This is a genomic window from Micromonospora sp. AP08 (assembly GCF_008085935.1).
Lineage (GTDB): Bacteria > Actinomycetota > Actinomycetes > Mycobacteriales > Micromonosporaceae > Micromonospora > Micromonospora chersina.
Genome location: NZ_VSEZ01000006.1, coordinates 181,080 through 204,201 on the forward strand (window position 1 = coordinate 181,080; position 23,122 = coordinate 204,201).

Genomic DNA, 23,122 nt, shown 5'->3' on the forward strand with positions numbered 1-23,122 from the left:
GTTACAAGCGAGGTGCGCTCGCGTCGGGACGGACCCGGCGTGCCTGCCGGCGCTGACCGGCCCGGCCGGCGGCCCGGACCACCGGGGTGAGGGCCAGGGCGAGCCGGGGGAAGGCGTCCAGGAGCCGCACCTGGGCGCCGCGCCAGCGCGGCAGGCTGACCACCGGCCGGGGCCGCCGGGCGAGCCGTACGGCCCGGGCGGCGACCCGCTCGGGCGTCAGCAGCGACCCGGTGAAGGAGGCCAGGGCCCCGGGGTCGTCGAGCTTGTCGTGCAGCATCGGCGTCCAGATCCCGTCCGGGCACAGACACGACACGTGTACGCCCCGGACGCCGGCCATCCGCAGGTCGGACAGGGTGCCGAGGCTGTACGCCAGCAGGGCGTGCTTGCTGGCCGCGTAGACGGTCTCGCCGGGGGCGGCGATGAGCCCGGCGAGCGAGACGACGTTGAGCACGTGCCCGTGGGCCTGCGCCCGCATCACCGTGAGGGCGGCGTGGGTGCCGTTCATGGCGCCCAGCGCGTTCACCTCGACCAGCCGGCGCCGGGTCGCCGCGTCGTGCGCCCAGGACGGTCCGGTGGCCAGGATGCCGGCGTTGTTGACCCAGAGCCCGAGACCGCCGGGCGCCCCGGCCGCCTCGGCGGCCACCGCCGCGCAGGCCGCCTCGTCACGGACGTCGAGCGGGCGGGACCAGCCGCCGAGCGGCGCCGCGGCGGTGGCCACGGCCTCGGCGTCCACATCGGTGAGCAGCACCCGCCAACCGTCGGCGTGCAGCGCGGCGGCGATGGCCCGGCCCAGCCCGCCGGCCGCCCCGGTCACCACGGCCGCGCCCCGCCCTGGAGTCGTCATCGGCGCACGGTAACGCCCCGGGCCGGCCGGGACCAGAGCGCGCGGCTCAGGAGGTGGCGGGCTGGAGCGGCTGGGGGCGGTTCTCCCACTTGGTCGACAGCGCGATGCCGGTGCGGGTGGAGGCCACCCCGGGGGTGCGGTTCAGCCGGACGATCAACTGCTCCAGCTCGGCGATGGTGCCCACCCGGGCCTTGAGCAGGAATGACTCGACGCCCGCCATGAAGTAGCAGGACTCGATCTCGGGCATCTGCCGGAATGCCTCCAGCACGTCGTCCGTGTCCGCGGTCGAATCCTCCACGATGCCGATGAGCGCCGTGACCCCGAGCCCGATCGCCTCCGGCTCCACCTCGGCCCGGTACGCCCGGATGACGCCGCCCGACTCCAGCTTGCCGACCCGCTCGTGCACGGCCGGGGCGGAGAGGCCCACCTGGCGGGCCAGTTCGGCGTACGAGAGGCGGGCGTTGCCCCGCAACAGCTCCACGAGGCTCAGGTCGATCGCGTCCACGGAGAGTGACCCTATCCTTTCGGGCGTAACGCCCGACGGTCGGCATCAGTTGAACGTGACGTCGCGTTGCCATTCACAAACATGTCGTCACGGGGGTTCTGCGCCGGTAGCATTTACTAACTTCTCACTGTGTGCGTTTTTCGCGTTTGGCGGACACGCCAGGTCGCTGGTGCTGTAATTGCCATACGTCCCTCATGACGGCTCTGGGCTCGCACCGGCCGGGGGCAGTGTGTTCAGCCGGGGGCTTCGTCGACGCGAGGAGGGGGCTGTGGACACTGGAGATCGCCTGCTGACACCGGGTGAGGTCGCCGCGCTGTTTCGGGTTGACCCGAAGACCGTGACCAGGTGGGCAGCGGCCGGCCGGATCGGCAGCATCCGGACTCCAGGCGGGCATCGCCGGTTTCGGGAATCCGAGGTGCGGGCCCTGCTTGAGGGGGAGGGCATGCTGGACGAGGCGGAGGACATGGGCAAGGCGCGCAACATGGGCCCGACCGCCTCGACCGGCCCGGGGCCGGCGAACGCCGGAATGTACTGAGGCGACGCCGGTCGGGACGCGGCCGGTCCGCGTCCCGACCGGCGTCCTTCAGCTCCGGTCCGCGTCCCGCCGGGCGGCGGCCAGCTCACCGGACCAGCGGCGGAACAGCGTGTGCGGCACGCCGAGCGCGTCCAGCACCTTTCCGGCCACGAAGTCGACCAACTGCTCGGCGGAGGCCGCCGCCCCGGCCCCGTAGAAGCCGGGGCTCGCCGGCAGCACCACGGCACCGGCGTCGTGCAGCGCGATGAGGTGCTCCAGGTGGCTGCGGGTCACCGGGGTCTCCCGGGGGACCACCACGACGGGCCGGCGCTCCTTGAGGTTCACCTCGGCGGCTCGCTGCAACAGGTCCTTGGAGAGCCCGATGGCGATGCCGGCGCAGGCCGCCGTGCTGGCCGGGACGACGGCCATGCCACGTACCCGGTAGGAGCCGCTGCTCGGGCCGGCGGCCAGGTCACCGGCCGGCCAGTGCCGCAGGTCCGCGTCGCCGAGGTCGCGGCCCAGCCAGGCGGCCAGGTCCTCGGCCCAGTGCCCGTCGCGGAACGGCTTCCCGGTCTCGTCGAGGATGGTCAGCCGGGCGGCCCGGGAGACGATCAGGTCCACCGCCTGGCCGGCGTCGAGCAGGCCCCGGACGACCGCGGCCGCGTACGGCGTGCCGGAGGCGCCGGAGACGCCGACCACCCATGGTTCGCGCATACCGTCCAGCCTGCCTGGTCCGGCTGAGCGCCGGGCGGCGACCCCCGGCGGAGAGTGTCCCGGTTGTCCGCCCAGGTCGGCGGGAGTGCCGGGAACATGCGATTCTTCCCCTCGGCGATCCACGGCCATGGAAGGACCGGTGATGACGGCGGCGGTGCTGCGGGAGTTACGGTCCGAGTGCCCGATCCCGTCGCGGCTCTCCCCGCACGCCGACGCGGTGCAGGGGTGGCTGATCGGCCAGCTCGACCGGCTCGGCCTGCCGCTGGACCCGGTCATGCGGGACCGGCTGGCCCGGGCCGGTTTCGCCCGCTACGCCGGCCGCCTCTATCCCGACGCCAGCGAGCCCGACCTGCGGTCGCTGGCCGCCCTGTTCACCTGGTTCTTCCTGGTGGACGACGCCTGCGAGGGGCCGGGCCGGCTGGCCCCGGCGCAGATCCGGGCGCTGCGCGACGGTGCGCTGGCCCTGCTCCGCGAGGGCCCCCGGGCGCGCCACCCGGGCTTCTCCGGCCCGCTGCGCCGGCTGCTGGTCCAGGCGTGGCGGGAGCCCCGGCGCCGGATGCCGGCCCGCTGGCGGCTGCGCTTCGCCGACGCCGTGGCCGACCACCTCGACGGCGCCTGGCGGGAGGCGGTCGCCACCGTCGCCGGGCGGCCACCGGGCGTCGCCGAGTACGTGCAGCTGCGCCGGGCCACCTCGGCGGCGTACGTGTCGTACCCCTTGATCGAGTTCGCGGCCGGGCGGCCGCTGCCCGACGCGGTCTACCACCATCCCGCGCTGCGCCGCCTCGCCGACCTCGCCAACGACCTGCTCTCCTGGTACAACGACCTGGCCTCGCTGGAGCGCGACCGGGCCACGGCCGGGGGGCACAACCTGGTGCTGGCGGTGGCCGCCGAGCGGGGCGTGCCGGTGCCGGCCGCCGTCGACCTGGTGGCCACACGCTGGCGCGCGGAGATGACCCGCTTCATGGCGCTGCGCGCCGCGGTGCCGTCGTTCGGCCCGGCGCTGGACGAGTCGGTCACCGCCCACCTCGACGGGCTGGCCAACGCGGTCCGCGGCACGGTCGACTGGACGCTGGAGAGCGCCCGCTACCCGGTGGCCGGGTGACGCCCGCTCAGGGGCGCAGGCCGAGGCGGACCACCAGGTCCAGCAGGGCGAAGACGAACAGCGCGATGCCGACGAAGCCGTTGGCGGTGAAGAACGCCCGGTTGACCTTGCTCAGGTCGGTCGGGCTGACCACGAGGTGCTGGTAGCCGAAGGCGACCGCCGTGAACGCGAGCCCGATCCACCAGAGCCAGCCGAAGCCGACCAGCGCGCCGAACCAGATGAACAGCGCGAAGGTCACCACGTGCGCGACGGTGGAGGCGTGCAGCGCGAAGCGCCGGCCGTAGCGGGCCGGGACGCTGTGCACCCCGATCTCCCGGTCGATCTCCGAGTCCTGGCACGCGTAGATCAGGTCGAAGCCGCCGATCCAGAGGCCGACGGCGGCGCCGAGCAGCCAGGCCGGCCAGGAGCCGTCGAGGGTGCCGGTGACGGCCAGCCACGCGCCCACCGGGCCGACCGCCTGGGCGATCGCCAGGATGGCGTGCGGCCAGTTGGTGAACCGCTTGCCGTAGGGGTAGACGACCAGCGGCACCACGGCGAGCGGGGCGAGCGCCAGGCAGAGCGGGTTGAGCAGGGCGGCGACGGCCAGGAAGACCACCAGCGCGACGACCGCGCCGGTCCAGGCCGTCCGCACGCTCACCGCCCCGGTCACCAGCTCCCGGTTGGCGGTACGCGGGTTCCGCGCGTCGATCCGCCGGTCGAGGATCCGGTTGGCGGCCATGGCGAACGTGCGCGCCCCGACCATCGCCACGGTGATGAGCAGCAGGTCGAGCCAGCGCACCCGCCCGCCGTCGACCTGCATGGCGGTCAGCGCCGACAGGTACGCGAACGGCAGCGCGAAGACCGAGTGCTCGATCGCGACCAGCTTGAGGAAGGACTTGACCCGTCCCGGGCGTTCCGCCGGGGCCTCGGTGACGGCCATCAGATCCCGTACTCCTTCCAGCGCTTGTCGACCAGCGAGACCACCTCGGGCGACATGGTCATCTCCTCGGGCCAGCCCCGGGTGTAGCCCTCGGTGGGCAGCTTGCGGGTCGCGTCGAGGCCCGCCTTGCCACCCCAGAACTGCTGGTACGAGGCGTGGTCCAGGTGGTCGACCGGGCCCTCGGTGACCAGCAGGTCCCGGGCGTAGTCGACGTTGCCGAAGGCGCGGAACGCGACCTCGTTGTAGTCGTGCACGTCGCAGTCCTCGTCGACGATCACGATCAGCTTGGTGAGCGACATGAGGTGCGCGCCCCAGATCGCGTTCATCACCTTCTGCGCGTGCTTCGGGTAGCGCTTGCGGATGGAGACGATCGCGCAGTTGTGGAAGACGCCGGCGGCCGGCAGGTCGTAGTCGACGATGTCCGGGATCATCATCTTGAGCAGCGGCAGGAAGATCCGCTCGGTGGCCTTGCCGAGGCCGTGGTCCTCCTGCGGCGGCTTCGAGGTGATGATCGAGTGGTAGACCGGGTCGCGCTGCATGGTCATGGTCTCGACGTGCAGCACGGGGAACGGCTCGACCGGCGTGTAGAAGCCGGTGTGGTCACCGAACGGGCCCTCGGGCAGCCGCTCGCCCGGCTCCAGGTAGCCCTCCAGCACCACCTGGGCGTGCGCCGGCACCTGCAACGGCACGGTGAGGCAGTCGACCATCTCGACCCGCTCGCCGCGCAGGAAGCCCGCGAACAGGTACTCGTCGATGTCGCCGGGGAGCGGCGCGGTCGCCGCGTACGAGACGACCGGGTCGCAGCCGATGGCGATGGCCACCGGGAGCCGCTGGCCGAGCCGCTCGGCGACGGCGTGGTGCGCCGTGGAGTCCTTGTGGATCTGCCAGTGCATGCCGAGGGTGTTCCGGCTGTGCTGCTGGAGCCGGTAGAGGCCGAGGTTGCGCTTGCCGGTCTCCGGGTGCTTGGTGTGGGTCAACCCGAAGTTGTGGAAGATCCCGCCGTCGCCGGGCCAGACCTGGAGGCCGGGCAGCCGGTTGAGGTCGACGTCGTCACCGCGGTAGACCACCTGCTGGCAGGGCGCGGTCTTGACCTTGCGCGGCGGCAGGGACTTGAGCTGCATGACCTTGCCGAGGCCGTCGCGGATGCCGGACCAGCCGACCGGCAGCTCCGGCTTGATCATCGCGCCGATCCGCTCGCCGATCTCGTCGAGCGTCTCGACGCCGAGCGCCATGGCCATCCGCTTCTCGGTGCCGAACAGGTTGATCGCGACCGGCATCTCACCCCGGGTGGGCCGCTCGAAGAGCAGCGCCGGCCCGCCGTCGCGGACGGTCCGGGTGACCACCTCGCTGATCTCCAGCGTGGGGTCGACCGGAACGCCCACCCGCCGCAGCTCGCCCGCGGCCTCGAGGGCCGCGAGGAAATCCTTGAGATCGGTGTACGGGAAGCCACGAGCCGCCATGCCCGCCAGTCTCCCGCACCGGTGTTCTCAGCGTCCAAGCCGGGTGGTGTGAGCTGAGCCGTAGCGTCGGGCGAGCGCACCCGGCGCGGTCGGCGGGCCGGCATGGCTCCCCACTCACCGGGTAGTCGAGCCGCCGGACGAGAGGGGGCGTCGATGGGCGACGGACGGATCCCGGCAGGGTTCACCGAGCAGCGGACCCGGGTCGGTGACGTCACGATCAACCACGTCCGCGGGGGCAGCGGGCCCACCCTGGTGCTGCTCCACGGCTACCCGCAGTGCTGGCGGATGTGGCGGCACCTGCTGCCGGTGCTCGCCGAGTCGTTCGAGGTGGTCGCGCCCGACCTGCGCGGCTTCGGCGACAGCGACGCCCCGACCGACGGCTACGACAAGAAGACCGTCGCCGCCGACCTGCACGGGCTGCTGACCGGGCTCGGCCTGGTCGAGGACATCCGCCTGGTCGGTCACGACCTCGGCACGATGGTCGCCTACGCCTACGCCGCCGCCCATCCCGACCGGGTGTCCCGGCTGGCGCTCACCGAGGCGCCGATCCCCGACGAGAGCATCTACGCGATTCCGGCCCTCACCGCCGCCGGCCCGGCCGTGTGGAACTTCGGCTTCTTCAACCTGACCAACGGCCTGCCGGAGCAACTCGTCACCGGCCGGGAACCGCTCTGGGTGGATCGGTTCACCGACTCGATCATGGTCAACAAGGGCAGCATCGGTCCGGAGGAGACGGCGGAGTACGCCCGGCACCTGCGGGACCCGGCCCACCTCTGGGCGAGCTTCGCCTACTTCCGGGCGTTCGGACAGGACGTGGCGGACAACGCCGCGTACCGGGCGACGAAGCTGCCGATGCCGGTCCTCGCCGTCGGCGCCCGGGCCAGCCTCGGTGAGCAGGTGGCCGAGCAGGTCCGCCGGTACGCCGACACGGTCACCGGCGAGGTGGTGGAGGAGTGTGGCCACTGGCTCTTCGAGGAGCGGCCGGCCGAGCTGGCGGACCTGCTGCTGCCGTTCCTGCGAAACTGAGGCCGCCGGTCAGGAGGCCGGGGACCAGGCGTACGCGGCCAGCGGGGGGTCGAGCGGGGCGTCGGTGAGCCGGTTGGCGAAGGTCGAGATCGTGTACGTGCCGACGCCGAGCACCACGTCCAGCGCGTGCCGGGGCTGCCAGCCGCCGGCCAGGAAGGCGTCCAGGTCGCCGTCCGGCACGGCGCCCCGGTGGTCGAGGACGGCGACGGTGAACCGGCGCAGCGCCTCCAGGCGCGGGTCGGGCAGGGCGGCGCCGGCCCGCAGCGCCTCGATCAGCTCGGGCGCGGCGCCGTGCCGGGTGAGCGTCGCGGTGTGCATGGCCACGCAGAGGTGGCACTCGTTGCGGGTGGCCACGGTCAGCACCACGACCTCCCGGGCGACCGGGTCGAGGTCGGTGGATTCGAAGACGGCGTTGGCGGTGAGGAAGCCCTTGAGCAGTTCGGGCGACTCGGCCATGAGGGCCACCGCGCCGGGCAGGTGGCCGAGCTTGCGGTGGACCGTGGCCATCGTGGGCCGGGCGGCGGCGGGCGCGGTGTCGGGCGTGTGGGCGGTGAAGGCCGGACGGGACATGACGGGTACCCCTCACGTACGATAGTCAACGTGGTTGACGAAATAGTAAACGAGGTTGTCGAACATGGCAACGCCTGACCGCCCGGGCTTCGTGCTCCCGCTGCTCCTGCTCGCCGGCTTCCGCACGCTCATCGACGACCTGCACGCCGAACTGGCCCGGCAGGGGCACCCCGAGCTGCGGCCGGCACACGGCTTCGTGCTCCAGGCCGTCGGCCCCGCCGGCACCACCGCCTCCGACCTGGGCCAGCGCCTGGGCGTCTCGAAGCAGGCGGCCGGCAAGACGGTGGACCGGCTGGTCGCACTCGGCTACCTGGAACGCGCCGACGACCCCGCCGACGCCCGGCGCAAGCTGGTCCGGATGACGGCGAAGGGCCACGACGGGCTGCGCCGCTCGGCGGTCGTCTTCGACGAACTGCGCGGCCGCTGGGCGGCGACCCTGGGCGCGGACCGGGTCGCGGCCATCGAGGACGACCTGCGCCGGATGGTCCCGTCCGACGTCTTCCGCCTCGACGTCCCCGGCTGGTTCGGCGGGTGACAAACATCGTCGCGCCTTGACCCTCCGGCGGGGCCGGCGGCGACGATGTCCACATGGATGACGCGTACGTGGTGGGCGATCCGGACGGGCTCAGCCCGCTGCAGGCCGAGATCCGGGACGCCGTGGCCCGTGAGCTGCACGCTCAGTTCGCGCTCCGGGCCGACCGCCTCGACCTGGCCGACCTGCCCGAGGTGGCGTACCAGATCACCCTGCGCGTCGACGGCGTGCTGACCGGCAGGAAGCGCTCGGGTCAGACGCCGGCGTAGGAGTGCAGGCCGGTGAAGAAGAAGTTGACCCCGAACAGGTTCATCAGCATGGTCAGGAAGCCCACCACCGCGATCCAGGTGGCCACGTTGCGCCTGACGCTCGGGGTGGCCCGGGCGTGCAGGTAGCCCGCGTAGACCACCCAGGAGATGAACGCCCAGGTCTCCTTCGGGTCCCAGCCCCAGGCGCGACCCCAGGCCGCCTCGGCCCAGATCGCCCCGGCGATCACCGCGAAGGTGAAGATCGGGAAGGCGAAGGCGTGCAGCGTGAAGGTCAGCCGCTCCAGGCCGGCCGCCGCCGGCAGCCGCCGGGCCAGCGTGTACGGGAAGCTCCGCTTGCCCTGCTCCCAACCGGACCGCATCAGGTACGCCATGGCCGGCACCACGCCCAGCAGGAAGATGCCCGAGGCGAAGATGATCGTCGACACGTGGATGATGAACCAGTACGACTGGAGGGCCGGCATCAGCGGCACGACCTGCACGTAGAGCTTCAGCTCGGCGAACGCCAGCAACAGCACCATGACCAGGGTCAGGAACAGCCCGAGCCGGCGCAACGACGGCTGCTTCCAGAGCACCGCGAGCCAGGCCGCCGCCCCGATCCAGGTGACCGTCAGCACGAACTCGTACATGTTGCCCCAGGGCATCCGCTCGGCGGCGATGCCCCGGGTGACCACCGCGCCCAGGTGCAGCGCGGCGGCCAGCACGGTGATCCAGGCGGCGATCCGCCCGGCGAGCGCGGCTCGGGCGGCCGAGCGGTCGGGCCGGGTCGGTGCCGGGGTGGCCGGCTCCTCGACCGTGCCACCGGGGCCGCCGGCGCCGGCGCCGACCAGCTCCCGGGCCGGGGCGGCCGTCGGCACCTTCCGGGCGTTGCCCAGGGCGTACTCGACGGCGTGGCTGATCATCGCGACCAGGTACGCCAGGATCGCGAACGTGACCAGCTGGTCGGAGAGTGCGGACATCACTCGTCTCCTTCTCGCGCCCGCCGGTCGTCCCGCCCGCCGTCGCTGACCGCGGCGACGAGCTGCGCGAACTCGGGGGCGAAGCCCGGGTGCTCGGTGCGCGGCAGCCCACCGGCCTCCACCAAGCTACTACCGCTCGTCGGAGATCCACCCTCCGGGGGCGTCACCCGGAACCAGATCCGGCGCCGCCGGCCGAAGAGCGAGCCCATCAGGCCGAGCAGCAGCGTCACGCAGGCGACCAGCATCATGGTCTGGCCGGGGGCGTGCCGGACCGCGATGGTGATGTACGGCTGGGTGCCCACGAACTCCAGCGTGCTGCCGTCGTCCAGCTTCCACTTCTCGCCGAGGCCGAGCTTCCGGTCGCCGATCTGCTTCAGCTTGCCGTTGCCGAGCTGCCGCTTGTCGAGCTGGTAGACCGAGCCGGGGATGCCGGCGTCCAGCCCCAGGTTGCCCCGGTACGCGGCCAGCACCACCGCTGGGTTCCGCTCCTCCGGGAACTGGGACGAGACGAACGGCGCGGTGTCCGGGGCGGTGGGCAGGTAGAGCCCGTCAAAGGCGACCTGCTGGTCGGGGGCGCGCTTGCCGGTCTTCGGGTCGACGTTCGCGTCGGGGAAGAGGGCGACGCCCTCCTCGGTGGCGTTCTGGTCGCCGGTGCGCAGGAACGGCGCGGTGCTGGTCTGGGTGCGGCCGTACTTGTCGGTGTACCGGAGGATCGGCGCGTACCCGTTGCCGAGCAGGTAGACGTTGGCCGAACCGAGCCGCAGCGGGGAGTTCACCGAGAAGCCGGCGGTCCGCTCCGACCCGTCCGGCTCGTCCACCTTGACCGTGGCCCAGTAGCGGGACGCCTGGCCGGACGGCAGGTAGTCCGCCTCGAACTTCTCCAGGGTGAGGCAGAACGACGGCAGGTCGGCGCTGTCCACCCGCGGGCCGAGCGACGCCTCGGCGTACTGCTGCCGGGTGTTGCAGAAGGCGTTGTCCGCGCCGGACACCAGGATCCGGTTGCCGTGCCAGCCGTACCAGGAGCCGAGCGCGACCCCGAGCAGGACGGCGACCAGCGAGACGTGGAAGAGCAGGTTGCCGGTCTCCTTGAGGTAGCCCTTCTCGGCGGAGACCTCGTTGCCGCGGACGGTGACCCGCCAGCGGCGCCGGCGCAGCACCGCGGCGATCGCCTCGGGATCGGCGGCGGCCGGCGCCTCCAGCACGGCGTGCTGGGGCAGCCGCTCCAGGCGCTTCGGGGCGGCCGGCGGCCGCATCCGCAGGGCGCGGACGTGGTCGCGGGCCCGGGGCAGGATGCAGCCGACCAGCGAGGTGAACAGCAGCAGGTAGATCGCGGAGAACCAGACCGAGCCGAAGACCTCGAACATGCCGATCTGGTCGAGCCGGGGCGCCAGGTCGGGGTGGTCGACGAAGTACTGGTTGACCTTCTCCGGGTTGACGCCGCGCTGCGGCAGCACCGAACCCGGGATGGCGGCGATCGCGAGCAGGAAGAGCAGGATCAGCGCCGTACGCATGCTGGTGAGCTGCCGCCACGAGTTGCGCAGCAGGGCCAGCACCGGGTTGACCCGGCGCCGGGGCGCGCCGGCGGGCGGGGCGGCCGGCCGGTCGTCCACGCTCGTCATCAGATGCTCACCTCGCCCACGCCCACGTGCGTCTGCAACCAGATCACGAAGTCCTGCCAGCCGCCGGTGACCAGCGCCACGCCGATGAGGATCAGCAGCGCGCCGCCGATCCGGGTGACCCAGCGGCTGTTGCGCCGGACGGCGCGGAACACCCCGAGCAGGCGGTGGAAGCCCAGCCCGAAGACGACGAACGGTACCCCCAGCCCGAGGCAGTACGCCACGGCGAGCAGCACGGCCCGGTCGGTGCGCCCGTCGACCGTCGCCATGCCGAGCACCGCGCCGAGCGTCGGCCCGGTGCACGGCAGCCAACTGAGCGCGAAGACCGCACCGAGGACGGGGGCGCCGAGCAGCCCCGCGGCGGGCAGCCGCCGGATGCGGAACTCGCGCTGCATGCCGGGGATCACGCCGAGGTAGCCGAGGCCGAGCACCACCACGAGCGCGCCGATGACGATCTCCAGCGTGCGCTCGTACTGGAAGAGGAGCCTGCCGACCCCGGAGAAGAGGATCGCGGTGGCGGTGAAGACGGCGGTGAAGCCCGCGATGAAGAGCATGGTGCCGGCCAGCACGCGGCCCTTCACGGCGACCGCCGGCCGGGCCGCCGGCGGCGCCGCGACCGCCACCCCGCCGCCACCCGTCGCGTCCGGGACGGGCGCCGGGGTCGCCGGCCGGGCGCGACCCTCCAGGTCCGCCCCGGCCAGCCCGGTGACGTACGACAGGTAGCCGGGCATCAGCGGCAGGACGCACGGGGAGAGGAAGCTGACCAGCCCGGCGAGGGCCGCGGCCCCGACGGCCAGCAGCAGCGGGCCGGACTCGGCGAGCTGGCGGAACGTCTCGCCCATCAGCGTGATCCGGAGGCGGGCTGCTCGGCCGCGACCCGTTCGACGACGGGTTGCAGCTCGTCCCGGGTGACGGCCCGGCGGATCACCACCGCGACCCGGCCCTCCCGGTCCAGGACGACTGTCGCCGGGGTGGTGTTGGGCGGGATGTCGAAGTTGAGCGCCTGCCGGCTGGCCGGGTCGAAGAGGCTCGGGTAGGTGACCCGGCCCTCCTCGAAGGCGATCGCCTTGTCCTTGCTGTCCTGCACGTTGATGCCGAGGAAGGTCACCCCGGACGCCTTGGTGGCCTGGTAGGTGGCCTCCAGGTCGTCGACCTCGGCCCGGCAGGGCGCGCACCAGGAGCCCCAGAAGTTGACCACGACCACCTGGCCGCGGGCCTCGGAGACGTCGTAGCTGCCGCCGGTGAGCAGCTCACCGCTCACCTTCGGAGTCTTCGACCGCTGGTCGGGCGCGCAGGTGATGGTGACGCCGTCGCTCTCGCAGCGGCTCTCCTCGGTGCCGGAGGAGCAGCCGACCAGCGCCGTACCGGCGGTGACGGCGGCGAGCAGGGCGGCGACGAGCCTCCGGGAGCGCATCAGGCGCCCTTGGCCGTCCGGGCGGTCGGCGAGATCGCGATCAGGTGGGCCGCCGGCTCGGAGTAGCCGATGCCGGAGATCTTCGCGCCGTCGAAGTGGAACGAGGTGAGGCTGGCCAGGCCGCACTGCCGCTTGCGCGGGTCGTGCCAGAGCCGCTTGCGCTCGACGTAGCGGCGCAGGGTCCAGATGGGCAGCTGGTGGGAGACGAGCACGGCCTCGCGTCCCTCGGCGGCGATCCGGGCGGCGTGCAGGGCGGCGAACATCCGCTCGGCGATCACCCGGTAGGCCTCACCCCAGGACGGGGTCACCGGGTCGCGCAGCACCCACCAGTTGCGCGGGTCGCGGAACGATCCGTCGCCCGGCGAGACCTTCTTGCCCTCGAACCAGTTCGCGCTCTCGATCAGCCGCTCGTCCACCCCGACGGGGAGGCCGAACTGCGCGGCGATCGGCTCGGCGGTCTGCTGGGCGCGTTCGAGCGGGCTGGCCACCACGTGCACCACGGTCCGCTCGGCGAGCGCCTGGGCGGCCGCCTTGGCCATCTGGACGCCCAGCTCGGAGAGGCGGAAACCGGGCAGCCGGCCGTAGAGGATGCCGTCCGGGTTGTACACCTCGCCGTGCCGCAGCACGTGGACCACCGTCTCGCTCACCGTTCTAACCCCCGTGTCCTGCCGCCGCTGCTGCCGTCGCCGCCTCGGGCAGGGCCGCGGCGATCTGCTCCAGGGCGGCGTCGTCGATCGCCGCCGACACGAACCACGACTCGAACGCGCTCGGCGGCAGGTAGACGCCGGCGGCGAGCATGGCGTGGAAGAACGCCTTGAACGCGGGCACCTGCTGGGTGCGGGCGCTGTCGTAGTCCGCCACGTCGGCGTCGGTGAAGAAGATCGAGAACATGTTGCCCGCGTACGAGAGCCGGTGCGGGACCCCGGCGGCGGCCAGCGCCTCGGTGGCGAGCTTGCCCACCGTGGCGGCCGTCTCGTCGAGCCGGCGGTAGAGCGCGTCGTCGGCGAGCCGGAGCGTGGCCAGGCCGGCGGCGCAGGCCAGGGGGTTACCGGAGAGCGTGCCGGCCTGGTAGACCGGGCCGGCCGGGGCCAGCTTCGCCATGATCACCGCGCGCCCGCCGAACGCCGCGGCGGGCAGCCCGCCGCCCATGACCTTCCCGTACGTCCACAGGTCGGCGTCGGACGGGTCCAGGCCGTGCCAGCCGGCGCGGGAGACCCGGAACCCGGTCATCACCTCGTCGACGATGAGCAGCGCGCCGTGCGCGTGGGCGATGCGGGCGAGCTGCTGGTTGAAGCCGTCGCGCGGGGCGATGACACCCATGTTGCCGGCGGCCGCCTCGGTGATGATCGCCGCGATGTGCGGGCCCTCGGCCGCGAAGGCCTCCTCGACCGCGCGCAGGTCGTTGTACGGCAGCACGATGGTGTCGCCGGCGGCCGCCCCGGTCACGCCGGGCGAGTCGGGCAGGCCGAAGGTGGCCACGCCGGACCCGGCGGCGGCCAGCAGCGCGTCGGAGTGGCCGTGGTAGCAGCCGGAGAACTTGATGATCTTGGCGCGGCCGGTGAAGCCGCGGGCCAGCCGGATCGCCGACATGGTGGCCTCGGTGCCCGAGTTGACCAGGCGGACCTGCTCCACGGGGGTACGGGCGACGATCTCCGCGGCCAGGTCGACCTCGCCCGGGGTCGGCGTGCCGAAGCTGGTGCCGAGCGCGGCGGCCTCGCGCAGCGCCTCGACCACCGCGGGGTGGGCGTGGCCGAGGATCAGCGGGCCCCAGGAGCAGACCAGGTCGACGTAGCGGCGACCGTCGGCGTCGAAGAGCCAGGGACCCTCCCCCCGGACCATGAAGCGCGGGGTGCCGCCGACGGCACGGAACGCGCGCACGGGGGAGTTGACCCCGCCGGGCACGATGGCCTTGGCGCGGTCGAACAGGGCCTCGGAGGCCGGGGCGTCGGCCGGGTAGCGGCCGGATCCGGCGGAAAAGGTATCGCTCACGATGCCGCCATTGTGTCAGCGCCGGGCGGCTGATCGGCAGCCACCCCGCACCGGGGGTTACCGGACTCACGCCTCGTCCGTTCGGCGCGGCCCGGCGACCGGTGGGTCGCTCGACGGGCCCGTTGGTCGAGATCGCGATAGGCTGACCGGGTGGATCGTGCCGAACTGTCCATCGCGCTACACCGGACGGGTGACGAAGCCGTGCTTCGCCTCGCCGGTGAGATCGACATGCTCACGGCCGCCCAGCTGTCGACAGTCGTCAACGAGGTGCTGGCCGACCCTCCGCCGCGCATCGTGCTCGACCTGGGCGGGGTCACCTTCTGTGACTCCCAGGGCCTCGGCACCCTCGTGGTGCTCAGCCGCAAGGCCAGCCACGCCCAGAGCCTGCTGGTCCTGAGCAACGTCGGCGACTTCCTCCTCCGCGTCCTGGACATCACGGGCCTACGCAGCGCCCTGATGATCCGCAACGAAACCGCTTCCTGACCCGCCGCCCTTTCGCGTTGATCATGGAGTTGGCGGCGGTGTGGATCTCCATAGGTGCCGCCAACTTCATGATCGACGGGGCGGGGGTCAGGTGACCGGGACGTCGCGGCGGCGGAACGCCGCCAGGCCCGCGGTCGCCAGGGCCAGCGCCATGATGGCCAGGGCCCACAGGGGGGTTGCGCTCCAGGTGTCGCGGAGGACCTGGGGAGTGTGGGTGAACGGGGACAGGTCCAGCAGCCACTGGTCGAGTTCAAGCACGGCGCCCAGTTGGCCGAGCAGCACGCAGACCGCCAGCACCGCCCAGGCCACCGGGGCGAGCCGGGGCAGCAGGCCGTAGAGCAGCACGGCGAGCCCGGCCAGCACCCAGGCGGCGGGCACCTGGGCCAGCCCGGCGCCGAGCATCCGGGGCAGCTCGCGCGGCACGTCCTGCACGCTCAGCCCGTACGTCAGGCCGGTGGCCAGGCCGGTCACGGCCAGCACCACGGCCGGGCCCACAAGCGCGAACACCACGTGTGACAGCAGCCAGGTGGAGCGGTGCGTGCCGGTGGCGAGGACCGGTTCGGCGTGCCCGGCGGACTCCTCGGCGCGCATCCGCAGCGCGGCCTGGATGCCGTAGCCGGCCGCGGCCAGCCCCGCCAGGCTCAGCGTGGCGCCCAGGTAGGCGTCGGCCAGGCCGGAGGCCCCACCGATCCGGGCCATGATCTGCTCCAGCTGCGGGTTCCCCTCGACCGAGCGGCCGGCCGCCTCCGCGGCGCCCCCGAGGATCAACCCGAGCAGGCCGAAGCCGACCGACCACCAGAGGATCTGCCCCCGGTGCAGCCGCCAGGCCAGCCCGAACGGGCCCGCGAGCCCCCGGCCCGCGGTGGCCGGCCCGAGCCGCGGCGGCAGCACCCCGGCACCCAGGTCGCGGCGCACCGAGACGGGGTACGCGACCGCGGCGAGCAGCGCCGACGCGACCAGCGGCAGCACCGGCACCCACCAGCGCTCCCCCTCGTACGGCCGGATCCGGGGGGCCCAGCCCAGCGGGGAGAGCCAGCTCGGCCAGTCGTTGCTGGCGGTGTCCCCCACCATCCGCAGCGCGAACGAGGCGCCGAGGACCGCGATCCCGATGCCCCGTGCCCCGCCCGCGGTCTCGGTGAGCTGGGCGGCCAGCCCGCCGAGGGTGGCGAAGACAACGCCGGTCAGCGCGGCGCCGAGGCCGTACGCGTACGAGCCGGCGGCCGGCAGCCCCGTGGAGGCCAGCCCGGCCGCCGTGAGCAGGCCGAGCAGCAGGTCTGCCGCGTACGTGACGAGCAGCGCGGCGGTCAGCCCGGCGTGCCGGCCGAGCACCCCGCCGCCGAGCAGTTCCCGCCGGCCGGCCTCCTCCTCGACCCGGGTCTGCCGGATGACCGTGAGCAGGCTGGCCAGCGCCACGATGACCAGCAGGAAGCCGCCACGCTGGGCGGTCAGCGCGCCGACACTCTCCCCGTAGACCGGGCCGAGCAGCGCGACGATCGAGGGGTTGCGGGCGGTGCCGGCGGCGTACGCGGCCCGCTCGGCGTCGGTCGGGAACAGCTCGAAGAAGCTGGTCGCGTACGTCATGGGCAGCACGGCGAGGACCAGCACCCAGAGCGGGAGCACGAGGCGGTCCCGCCGCAGGACGAGCCGGGCCAGGTGCCACGTGCCGGTCAGGGAGCTCATGCGACCACCTCGCTTCGCTCGGCGGCCGCACGAGGCTTGACCGCGCTGTACTGATGATTCGCTCGCTGACGCTCGCTCATCGGGTCAGCTCCTCGGGGACCGCCTCGTAGTGCCGCAGGAACAGCTCCTCCAGGGTGGGTGGGGTGCTGACCAGGCTGCGGACGCCCAGCTCGGTGAGGCGCCGCAGGGCGACGTCCAGCGCGGCCGAGTCGACGTCGAAGCGCACCCGGTTGCCGTCCACCCGCAGGTCGTGCACGCCGGGCAGGTCGGCCAGCCCGTCCAGCGGGGCGGCGACCTCGGCGTCGATCGAGGTGCGATGCAGGTGGCGCAGCTCGGTGAGGGTGCCGGACTCGACGGCCCGGCCATTCCGGATGATCGTCACCCGGTCGCAGAGCGCCTCCACCTCGGCCAGGATGTGGCTGGAGAGCAGCACGGTGCGGCGGTCCTGCTTGGCCCGGCGCACCCAGTGCTGGAAGACCTCCTCCATGAGGGGGTCGAGCCCGGAGGTCGGCTCGTCGAGGATGAGCAGCTCGACGTCGGAGGCGAGCGCGGCCACCAGGCCGACCTTCTGCCGGTTGCCCTTGGAGTAGGCCCGGCCCTTCTTGCGCGGGTCCAGCTCGAAGGACTCCAGCAGCTCGGCCCGGCGCTTCGGGTCCAGCCCGCCGCGCAGCCGGCCGAGCAGGTCGATCACCTCGCCGCCGCTCAGGTTGGGCCAGAGCGTGACGTCGCCGGGCACGTACGCGAGGCGACGGTGCAGCGCGACGGCGTCCCGCCAGGGGTCGCCGCCGAGCAGTCGGACGGCCCCCGCGTCCGCCCGCAGCAGACCGAGCAGCACCCGGATCGTGGTCGACTTGCCGGAGCCGTTGGGGCCCAGGAAGCCGTGCACCTCGCCGGCGCGGACGGTCAGGTCGAGTCCGTCGAGCGCTCGGGTCCGGCCGAAGGTCTTCACCAGGCCGGACACCTCAATGGGAGTTTCCATACTTCGGAAGCTACGCTCGTTTCACAAACTTGTGAAGACAGTGAGATCTGAGAGACGATCAGGTGTGATGAGCGAGACGACGGCGATGAACGAGCCACCCCACCGGAACGAGGAAGAGGTCCACCTCTTCGTCGAACGGATGGCGATGGCCTTCGCGGACGTCGGCTTCCCCCGGATGGCCGGCCGGGTGCTCTTCACCGTCATGAGCGCGGACGAGCCGCTGACCGCCGCCGAGATCGGCGAGCGGCTGGGGGTCAGCGCGGCGGCCGTGTCCGGCGCGGTGCGCTACCTCACCCAGTTCGCGATGCTGGTCCGCGAGCCGGTCAAGGGCTCCCGGCGGGACCGCTACCGGATGCCCGACAACCCCTGGTACGAGGCCACCATCACCAAGACCGGCCTCTACAAGAACTTCATCGACATCGCCAACGGCGGGGTGGACGCGCTGCTCGGGCGGGACACCCCGGCGGGCGAGCGAGTGGCCGAGATGCGGGACTTCTTCCTCTTCGTACAGGAGGAGATCGACGCCCTCGGCGAACGGTGGCGGGCCCGGCGCGCCGCGACGGGACACGGCGACCGGGCCGACGCCTGACGGCTCAGGCGGTGTTGCCCCAGCGGGCCTGCTCCAGCAGGTCCACCGCGCGCTCCCGGGACTCCGCGTCGTCCTCGGCGCGCAGCAGCGCGGTCGCCTCGTCCACCGCGTCGGTCAGCGCCCGCCACTGGGCGTCGCGCTCCCGCACCAGGTCGGACTGGGCGGCGAGCTGCCGGGTCTTCACCCACAGCTCGACGAAGACCGACACCTTGGCCCGCAGCACCCACGGGTCGAACGGCTTGGTCAGGTAGTCGACCGCGCCCACCGCGTAGCCGCGCAGGGCGAGCTGAGCGTCCTTGTCCGCCGCGGTGAGGAAGATGATCGGCACGTGCCGGGTCCGCTCCCGCCGCTTGATGTGGGTGGCGGTCTCGAAGCCGTCCATGTCCGGCATCTGGGCGTCCAACAGGATCACCGCGAAGTCGTCCACAAGGAGCTGCTTGAGCGCCGCCTCGCCGCTCTCCACGGCGACCGACTGGACCGGAAGCCCCTGGAGGATCGCCTCCAGAGCCATCAGGTTCTCCCGCCGGTCGTCCACCAGCAGCGCCTTGGCCATCTGGGTCACGGATTCTCCTCGCCTCGGCTCCGGCCGATCCAGGACGCCATCATCTCGATCAGCTCGTCCAGGTCCACCGGCTTGGTGATGTAGTCACTACCCCCGGCCGCGATCGCCGACTCCCGGTCACCGGGCATCGCCTTCGCGGTCAGGAACACGATCGGCAGGTCGGCGAAGCGGTGGTTCCGTCGGATCTGCGCGGTCGTCTCGTACCCGTCCTGGTCCGGCATCATGGCGTCCATCAACACGATGTCCACCTCCGGATGCTCGGCCAGTTGGCGGACTCCGTCCGCTCCGTTGTCCGAGTACAACACGGTCATACCGTGAAGTTCCAACGCGGAGGTCAGCGCGAACACGTTCCGGACGTCGTCGTCGATGATCAGAACGGTCACGCCCTCCAGCCGGCGGGTCGCCGGGGTCTCCTGCGGCTGCGGCAGTTCCATGGGCATGAGCAGGGAAGACGGCAGGCCCGCGCGCTGCGGCGAGGGCGGCGCCGGTGCCACCACCGCGTCCGGCGCCAGCACATCGGGTACGAAGAGGGTGAACGTCGAACCCTGCCCGGGCGCGGAGGACACCGTGATCGTGCCGCCGAGCAGGCGGGCCAGGTCCCGGCTGATCGACAGGCCCAGGCCCGTGCCGCCGTAGCGCCGGCTCGTGGTGCCGTCGGCCTGCTGGAACGCCTCGAAGATCAGCGAGAGCTTGTCGTCCGAGATGCCGATGCCGGTGTCGATCACCGAGAACGCGATGACCTGCCGGGCGTTGGTCAGCGCCGGCACGTCGAAGACCGCGTTCTCGGCGGCCGGCGCGATCCGCAGGGTCACCGCGCCGTTGTCGGTGAACTTCACCGCGTTGGAGATCAGGTTGCGCAGGATCTGCTGCAGCCGCTGGGCGTCGGTGACCAGCGCCGGCGGCAGGTCCTTGCTGATCCGCACCTGGAAGTCGAGGCCCTTCTCCTCGGCCTGCGGGGCGAACGCCTGCTCGACGTAGCCGCGGATCTCCGAGAAGTGGATCTCGGTCGGCTCCACGTCCATCCGGCCCGCCTCGATCTTGGACAGGTCGAGGATGTCGTCGATCAGGGACAGCAGATCCGAGCCGGCGCCGTGGATCGTCCGGGCGAACTCGATCTGCTTCGGGCTGAGGTTCTGCTCCGGGTTCTCGGCCAGCAGCCGGGCCAGCAGGAGCAGCGAGTTCAGCGGCGTACGCAGCTCGTGGCTCATGTTGGCCAGGAACTCCGACTTGTACGCCGACGCCCGGGTGAGCTGCTGCGCCTTCTCCTCCAGGCCGAGCCGGGCCAGCTCGATCTCCCGGTTCTGCGTCTCGATGTTCGTCTTCTGCTCCGAGAGCAGCTTCGCCTTGTCCTCCAGCTCGGCGTTGGTGCGCTGGAGTTCGGCCGACTGCTCCTGCATCTCGTGCGCCAGCCGCTGCGACTGCGCCAGCAACTCCTCCGTACGCCGGTTGGCCTGGATGGTGTTGACCGCCACGCCGATGGTGAGCACCAGCCGCTCCAGGAACGCCAGGTGCAGCTCGGAGAAGGTGCTCACCCCGGCGAACTCGATCACGCCGAGCAGCTCGCCCTCGAAGAGGACCGGCAGCACCACGAGGTCGGCCGGGGGCGTCTCGGCCAGGCCGGACCGGAGCACCAGGCGCCCGTCGGGCTGGGCGTTGACCCGGATGGTCCGCCGGGACAGGGCCGCCTGCCCGACCAGCCCCTCGCCGGGCCCGAAGGTCACGTCGTGCCCGCGCGCCACGTAGCCGTAGGAGGCGGTGAGCCGCAGCCGCATGCTCCCCTCGGAGCTGTCCGCCAGGAAGAACGCGCCGAGCTGCGCGTCCACCAGCGGAGTCACCTCCATCATGATCATGCGGCAGACCTCGCCGAGGTCCCGCTGGCCCTGGAGCAGGCCGCCGATGCGGGCCAGGTTCGAGTCGAGCCAGCCCTGCTCGGCGTTCTTCTTGGTCGTCTCCCGGAGGGTGACGATCATCTGGTTGATGTTGTCCTTCAGCTCGGCGACCTCGCCCTGCGCCTTCACGCTGATCCGCTGCGTAAGGTCGCCGCGGGTCACCGAGGTGGAGACCTGGGAGATCGCCCGCAGCTGGGTGGTCAGGGTCGAGGCGAGCTGGTTGACGTTCTCGGTGAGGTCGCGCCAGGTGCCGCTGACCCCCTTCACCTGCGCCTGGCCGCCCAGCTTGCCCTCGATGCCGACCTCGCGGGCCACCCGGGTGACCTCGTCGGCGAACGAGGAGAGCTGGTCGACCATGGTGTTCACGGTGTTCTTCAGCTCCAGGATCTCGCCCTGCGCGTCCACCGTGATCTTCTGGCCCAGGTCGCCCTTCGCCACGGCCGTGGTGACCGAGGCGATGTTCCGCACCTGGCTGGTCAGGTTCGACGCCATCGAGTTCACGTTGTCGGTCAGGTCCCGCCAGGTGCCGGAAACACCCTTCACCTGCGCCTGGCCGCCGAGCTTGCCCTCGGTGCCCACCTCACGGGCCACCCGCGTCACCTCGTCGGCGAACGACGACAGCTGGTCGACCATCGTGTTGACCGTCGACTTCAGCTCCAGGATCTCGCCCTGCGCGTCCACCGTGATCTTCTGCGACAGGTCGCCCTTGGCCACCGCCGTGGACACCTGGGCGATGTTCCGCACCTGGGCGGTCAGGTTCGACGCCATCGAGTTCACGTTGTCGGTCAGGTCCCGCCAGGTGCCGGCCACGCCGCGTACCTGGGCCTGGCCGCCCAGCTTGCCCTCGGTGCCCACTTCGCGGGCCACCCGCGTCACCTCGTCGGCGAACGACGACAGCTGGTCGACCATCGTGTTGACCGTCGACTTCAGCTCCAGGATCTCGCCCCGGGCGTCCACCGTGATCTTCTGGCCCAGGTCGCCCTTCGCCACGGCCGTGGTGACCGAGGCGATGTTCCGCACCTGGCTGGTCAGGTTCGACGCCATCGAGTTCACGTTGTCCGTCAGGTCCCGCCAGGTGCCGGAAACACCCTTCACCTGCGCCTGACCACCCAGCTTGCCCTCGGTGCCCACCTCACGGGCCACCCGCGTCACCTCGTCGGCGAACGACGACAGCTGGTCCACCATCGTGTTCACGGTGTTCTTCAGCTCCAGGATCTCGCCCTGGGCGTCCACCGTGATCTTCTGCGACAGGTCGCCCTTGGCCACGGCCGTCGACACCTGCGAGATGTTCCGCACCTGGCTGGTCAGGTTGCCGGCGAGCTGGTTCACGTTCTCCGTGAGGTCCCGCCAGGTGCCGGAGACCCCGCGTACCTGGGCCTGACCGCCCAGCTTGCCCTCGATGCCCACCTCACGGGCCACCCGCGTCACCTCGTCGGCGAACGACGACAGCTGGTCCACCATCGTGTTCACGGTGTCCTTCAGCTCCAGGATCTCGCCCTGGGCGGCCACCGTGATCTTCTGCGAGAGGTCGCCGCGGGCCACCGCGGTGGAGACCTGGGCGATGTTGCGGACCTGGCTGGTCAGGTTCGACGCCATCGAGTTGACGCTGTCGGTCAGGTCCTTCCAGGTGCCGGCCACGTTCGGCACCTCGGCCTGGCCGCCGAGCTTCCCGTCGGTGCCCACCTCGCGGGCCACCCGGGTCACCTGCTCGGCGAAGAGCCGCAGCGTGTCGGTGAGCGAGTTCATCGTGTCGGCCAGCTCGGCCACCTCGCCCCGGGCGCCGACCGTGATCTTCTGCGACAGGTCGCCCTTCGCCACCGCCGTCGCCACCTGGGAGATCGACCGCACCTGGCCGGTGAGGTTCGACGCCATGGTGTTCACCGAGTCGGTGAGGTCCTTCCAGGTGCCGGCGACGCCGCGGACGTCGGCCTGGCCACCCAGCTTGCCCTCGGTGCCCACCTCGCGGGCCACCCGCGTCACCTCGTCGGCGAACGACGAGAGCTGGTCGACCATCGTGTTCACGGTCCGGCCGATCCGCAGGTACTCACCACGCAGCGGGCGGCCGTCGATCTCCAGCGCCATGTGCTGGGACAGGTCGCCGTCGGCCACCGCCACGATGACCCGGGCGATCTCGGTGGTCGGGCGGCCCAGGTCGTCGATGAGGGAGTTGACGGCCCGCTGCCCCTCCGCCCAGGAGCCGTCCAGGCCCTCGTCGTCGAGGCGCTCCGTCAGCCGGCCGTCGCGGCCGACGACCCGGCTGATCCTTCGCAGGTCCAGGTGCTGCCGCTCCTGGAGCGACACCACGTCGTTGAAGGTGTCGGCCACCTCGCCGGCCAGGCCCGCCCGCCGGGGCAGCCGGACCCGGAGGTCGCCGCGACGCACCCGCCGCAGCGCCTCGACCAGCTCACCGAGAAGCGCCTCGTGGTCGTCCGCGGCCACCGGTTTTTTCGCCGTGGTCATCAGTTCCTCGCTCAGCTCGGGGGCCATCAGGCTCGTGCCGACACGCGGCC

Annotated in this window: 23 protein-coding genes; 7 read left to right on the forward strand and 16 right to left on the reverse strand. The window is 72.3% G+C overall.

Features of this window, described 5'->3' with window-relative positions:
* Window position 1 precedes the first annotated feature (1 nt).
* Both FXF50_RS12755 and FXF50_RS12760 read right to left on the reverse strand, forming a co-directional pair.
* Window positions 2–844 carry an SDR family oxidoreductase gene (locus FXF50_RS12755; RefSeq protein ID WP_148427483.1) on the reverse strand — a complete coding sequence of 281 codons (843 nt, stop codon included), beginning with the start codon at window positions 842–844 and terminating at the stop codon, window positions 2–4.
* A gap of 46 nt (window positions 845–890) precedes the next feature.
* Window positions 891–1,349, reverse strand: a complete 459-nt coding sequence (locus FXF50_RS12760; RefSeq protein WP_148427485.1) for an Lrp/AsnC family transcriptional regulator — start codon at window positions 1,347–1,349, stop codon at window positions 891–893.
* Window positions 1,350–1,617: 268 nt separating this feature from the next.
* Here FXF50_RS12760 and FXF50_RS12765 point away from each other — a divergent pair, with 268 nt between their 5' ends.
* Complete coding sequence (locus FXF50_RS12765; protein ID WP_013473529.1) at window positions 1,618–1,884, forward strand: BldC family transcriptional regulator; 267 nt, start codon at window positions 1,618–1,620, stop codon at window positions 1,882–1,884.
* A gap of 48 nt (window positions 1,885–1,932) precedes the next feature.
* On the opposite strand, the gene FXF50_RS12770 is transcribed toward FXF50_RS12765, so the two are convergent.
* Window positions 1,933–2,577 (reverse strand): UbiX family flavin prenyltransferase, encoded by a 645-nt coding sequence (locus tag FXF50_RS12770; protein WP_148427487.1) that lies wholly within the window; start codon window positions 2,575–2,577, stop codon window positions 1,933–1,935.
* Window positions 2,578–2,719: 142 nt separating this feature from the next.
* Here FXF50_RS12770 and FXF50_RS12775 point away from each other — a divergent pair, with 142 nt between their 5' ends.
* Entirely contained in the window at window positions 2,720–3,679 is a 960-nt protein-coding gene (locus FXF50_RS12775; protein WP_148427490.1) for a terpene synthase family protein, read from the forward strand.
* 7 nt (window positions 3,680–3,686) lie between these two features.
* Here FXF50_RS12775 and mqnP read toward each other — a convergent pair whose 3' ends face one another.
* Both mqnP and FXF50_RS12785 read right to left on the reverse strand, forming a co-directional pair.
* Window positions 3,687–4,598 carry a menaquinone biosynthesis prenyltransferase MqnP gene (mqnP, locus tag FXF50_RS12780; RefSeq protein ID WP_148427492.1) on the reverse strand — a complete coding sequence of 304 codons (912 nt, stop codon included), beginning with the start codon at window positions 4,596–4,598 and terminating at the stop codon, window positions 3,687–3,689.
* A complete protein-coding gene (locus tag FXF50_RS12785; protein ID WP_148427494.1) occupies window positions 4,598–6,058 on the reverse strand; it encodes a menaquinone biosynthesis decarboxylase in 1,461 nt (486 codons plus the stop codon). The genes mqnP and FXF50_RS12785 overlap by 1 nt, the downstream gene beginning before the upstream one ends.
* 153 nt (window positions 6,059–6,211) lie before the next feature.
* On the opposite strand from FXF50_RS12785, the gene FXF50_RS12790 reads away from it, so the two are divergent.
* Window positions 6,212–7,084 (forward strand): alpha/beta fold hydrolase, encoded by an 873-nt coding sequence (locus FXF50_RS12790; protein ID WP_148427496.1) that lies wholly within the window; start codon window positions 6,212–6,214, stop codon window positions 7,082–7,084.
* Between the two features lie 9 nt (window positions 7,085–7,093).
* Here the strand turns inward: FXF50_RS12790 and FXF50_RS12795 are convergent, their stop codons facing one another.
* Window positions 7,094–7,654: a carboxymuconolactone decarboxylase family protein gene (locus FXF50_RS12795; protein ID WP_148427498.1), complete on the reverse strand. Its 561-nt coding sequence runs from the start codon at window positions 7,652–7,654 to the stop codon at window positions 7,094–7,096.
* A 64-nt stretch (window positions 7,655–7,718) separates the two neighbouring features.
* Between FXF50_RS12795 and FXF50_RS12800 the strand changes: the two genes are divergently transcribed.
* Together FXF50_RS12800 and FXF50_RS12805 are read left to right on the forward strand one after the other, a co-directional pair.
* Entirely contained in the window at window positions 7,719–8,189 is a 471-nt protein-coding gene (locus FXF50_RS12800) for a MarR family winged helix-turn-helix transcriptional regulator (protein ID WP_148427500.1), read from the forward strand.
* A gap of 53 nt (window positions 8,190–8,242) precedes the next feature.
* A complete protein-coding gene (locus tag FXF50_RS12805) occupies window positions 8,243–8,455 on the forward strand; it encodes a hypothetical protein (protein ID WP_148427502.1) in 213 nt (70 codons plus the stop codon).
* On the opposite strand, the gene ccsB is transcribed toward FXF50_RS12805, so the two are convergent.
* Genes ccsB through hemL form a run of 6 tightly spaced genes read right to left on the reverse strand, consistent with a single transcriptional unit; the run spans window position 8,440 to window position 14,430 of the window.
* Window positions 8,440–9,411, reverse strand: coding sequence for a c-type cytochrome biogenesis protein CcsB (gene ccsB / locus FXF50_RS12810; RefSeq protein WP_148427504.1), 972 nt, complete (start codon window positions 9,409–9,411; stop codon window positions 8,440–8,442). The two genes, FXF50_RS12805 and ccsB, sit on opposite strands and share 16 nt — an antisense overlap.
* On the reverse strand, window positions 9,411–11,030 hold the full coding sequence (locus tag FXF50_RS12815; protein WP_148427506.1) for a cytochrome c biogenesis protein ResB: 1,620 nt from the start codon (window positions 11,028–11,030) through the stop codon (window positions 9,411–9,413). The genes ccsB and FXF50_RS12815 overlap by 1 nt, the downstream gene beginning before the upstream one ends.
* A complete protein-coding gene (locus FXF50_RS12820; RefSeq protein WP_148427508.1) occupies window positions 11,030–11,869 on the reverse strand; it encodes a cytochrome c biogenesis CcdA family protein in 840 nt (279 codons plus the stop codon). Before FXF50_RS12820 ends, FXF50_RS12815 begins: the two co-directional genes overlap by 1 nt.
* A complete protein-coding gene (locus FXF50_RS12825) occupies window positions 11,869–12,441 on the reverse strand; it encodes a TlpA disulfide reductase family protein (protein WP_148427510.1) in 573 nt (190 codons plus the stop codon). The genes FXF50_RS12820 and FXF50_RS12825 overlap by 1 nt, the downstream gene beginning before the upstream one ends.
* Window positions 12,441–13,088 carry a histidine phosphatase family protein gene (locus FXF50_RS12830; protein ID WP_091315477.1) on the reverse strand — a complete coding sequence of 216 codons (648 nt, stop codon included), beginning with the start codon at window positions 13,086–13,088 and terminating at the stop codon, window positions 12,441–12,443. The genes FXF50_RS12825 and FXF50_RS12830 overlap by 1 nt, the downstream gene beginning before the upstream one ends.
* A 4-nt stretch (window positions 13,089–13,092) precedes the next feature.
* Window positions 13,093–14,430: a glutamate-1-semialdehyde 2,1-aminomutase gene (gene hemL, locus FXF50_RS12835; RefSeq protein ID WP_148427512.1), complete on the reverse strand. Its 1,338-nt coding sequence runs from the start codon at window positions 14,428–14,430 to the stop codon at window positions 13,093–13,095.
* A gap of 150 nt (window positions 14,431–14,580) precedes the next feature.
* Here hemL and FXF50_RS12840 point away from each other — a divergent pair, with 150 nt between their 5' ends.
* Window positions 14,581–14,913, forward strand: coding sequence for an STAS domain-containing protein (locus FXF50_RS12840; RefSeq protein WP_148427514.1), 333 nt, complete (start codon window positions 14,581–14,583; stop codon window positions 14,911–14,913).
* A gap of 87 nt (window positions 14,914–15,000) precedes the next feature.
* On the opposite strand, the gene FXF50_RS12845 is transcribed toward FXF50_RS12840, so the two are convergent.
* Window positions 15,001–16,593, reverse strand: coding sequence for an ABC transporter permease (locus FXF50_RS12845; protein ID WP_148427516.1), 1,593 nt, complete (start codon window positions 16,591–16,593; stop codon window positions 15,001–15,003).
* A 76-nt stretch (window positions 16,594–16,669) separates the two neighbouring features.
* The gene (locus FXF50_RS12850; RefSeq protein ID WP_148427518.1) at window positions 16,670–17,572 is read right to left on the reverse strand and encodes an ABC transporter ATP-binding protein; all 903 of its coding nucleotides are present in this window, start codon (window positions 17,570–17,572) and stop codon (window positions 16,670–16,672) included.
* 67 nt (window positions 17,573–17,639) lie between these two features.
* Between FXF50_RS12850 and FXF50_RS12855 the strand changes: the two genes are divergently transcribed.
* Entirely contained in the window at window positions 17,640–18,161 is a 522-nt protein-coding gene (locus FXF50_RS12855) for a GbsR/MarR family transcriptional regulator (protein WP_255510011.1), read from the forward strand.
* Window positions 18,162–18,165: 4 nt separating this feature from the next.
* Here the strand turns inward: FXF50_RS12855 and FXF50_RS12860 are convergent, their stop codons facing one another.
* Together FXF50_RS12860 and FXF50_RS12865 are read right to left on the reverse strand one after the other, a co-directional pair.
* A complete protein-coding gene (locus tag FXF50_RS12860) occupies window positions 18,166–18,723 on the reverse strand; it encodes a two-component system response regulator (RefSeq protein WP_148427520.1) in 558 nt (185 codons plus the stop codon).
* Window positions 18,720–23,072, reverse strand: coding sequence for a HAMP domain-containing protein (locus tag FXF50_RS12865; RefSeq protein WP_148427799.1), 4,353 nt, complete (start codon window positions 23,070–23,072; stop codon window positions 18,720–18,722). The genes FXF50_RS12860 and FXF50_RS12865 overlap by 4 nt, the downstream gene beginning before the upstream one ends.
* Window positions 23,073–23,122 lie beyond the last annotated feature (50 nt).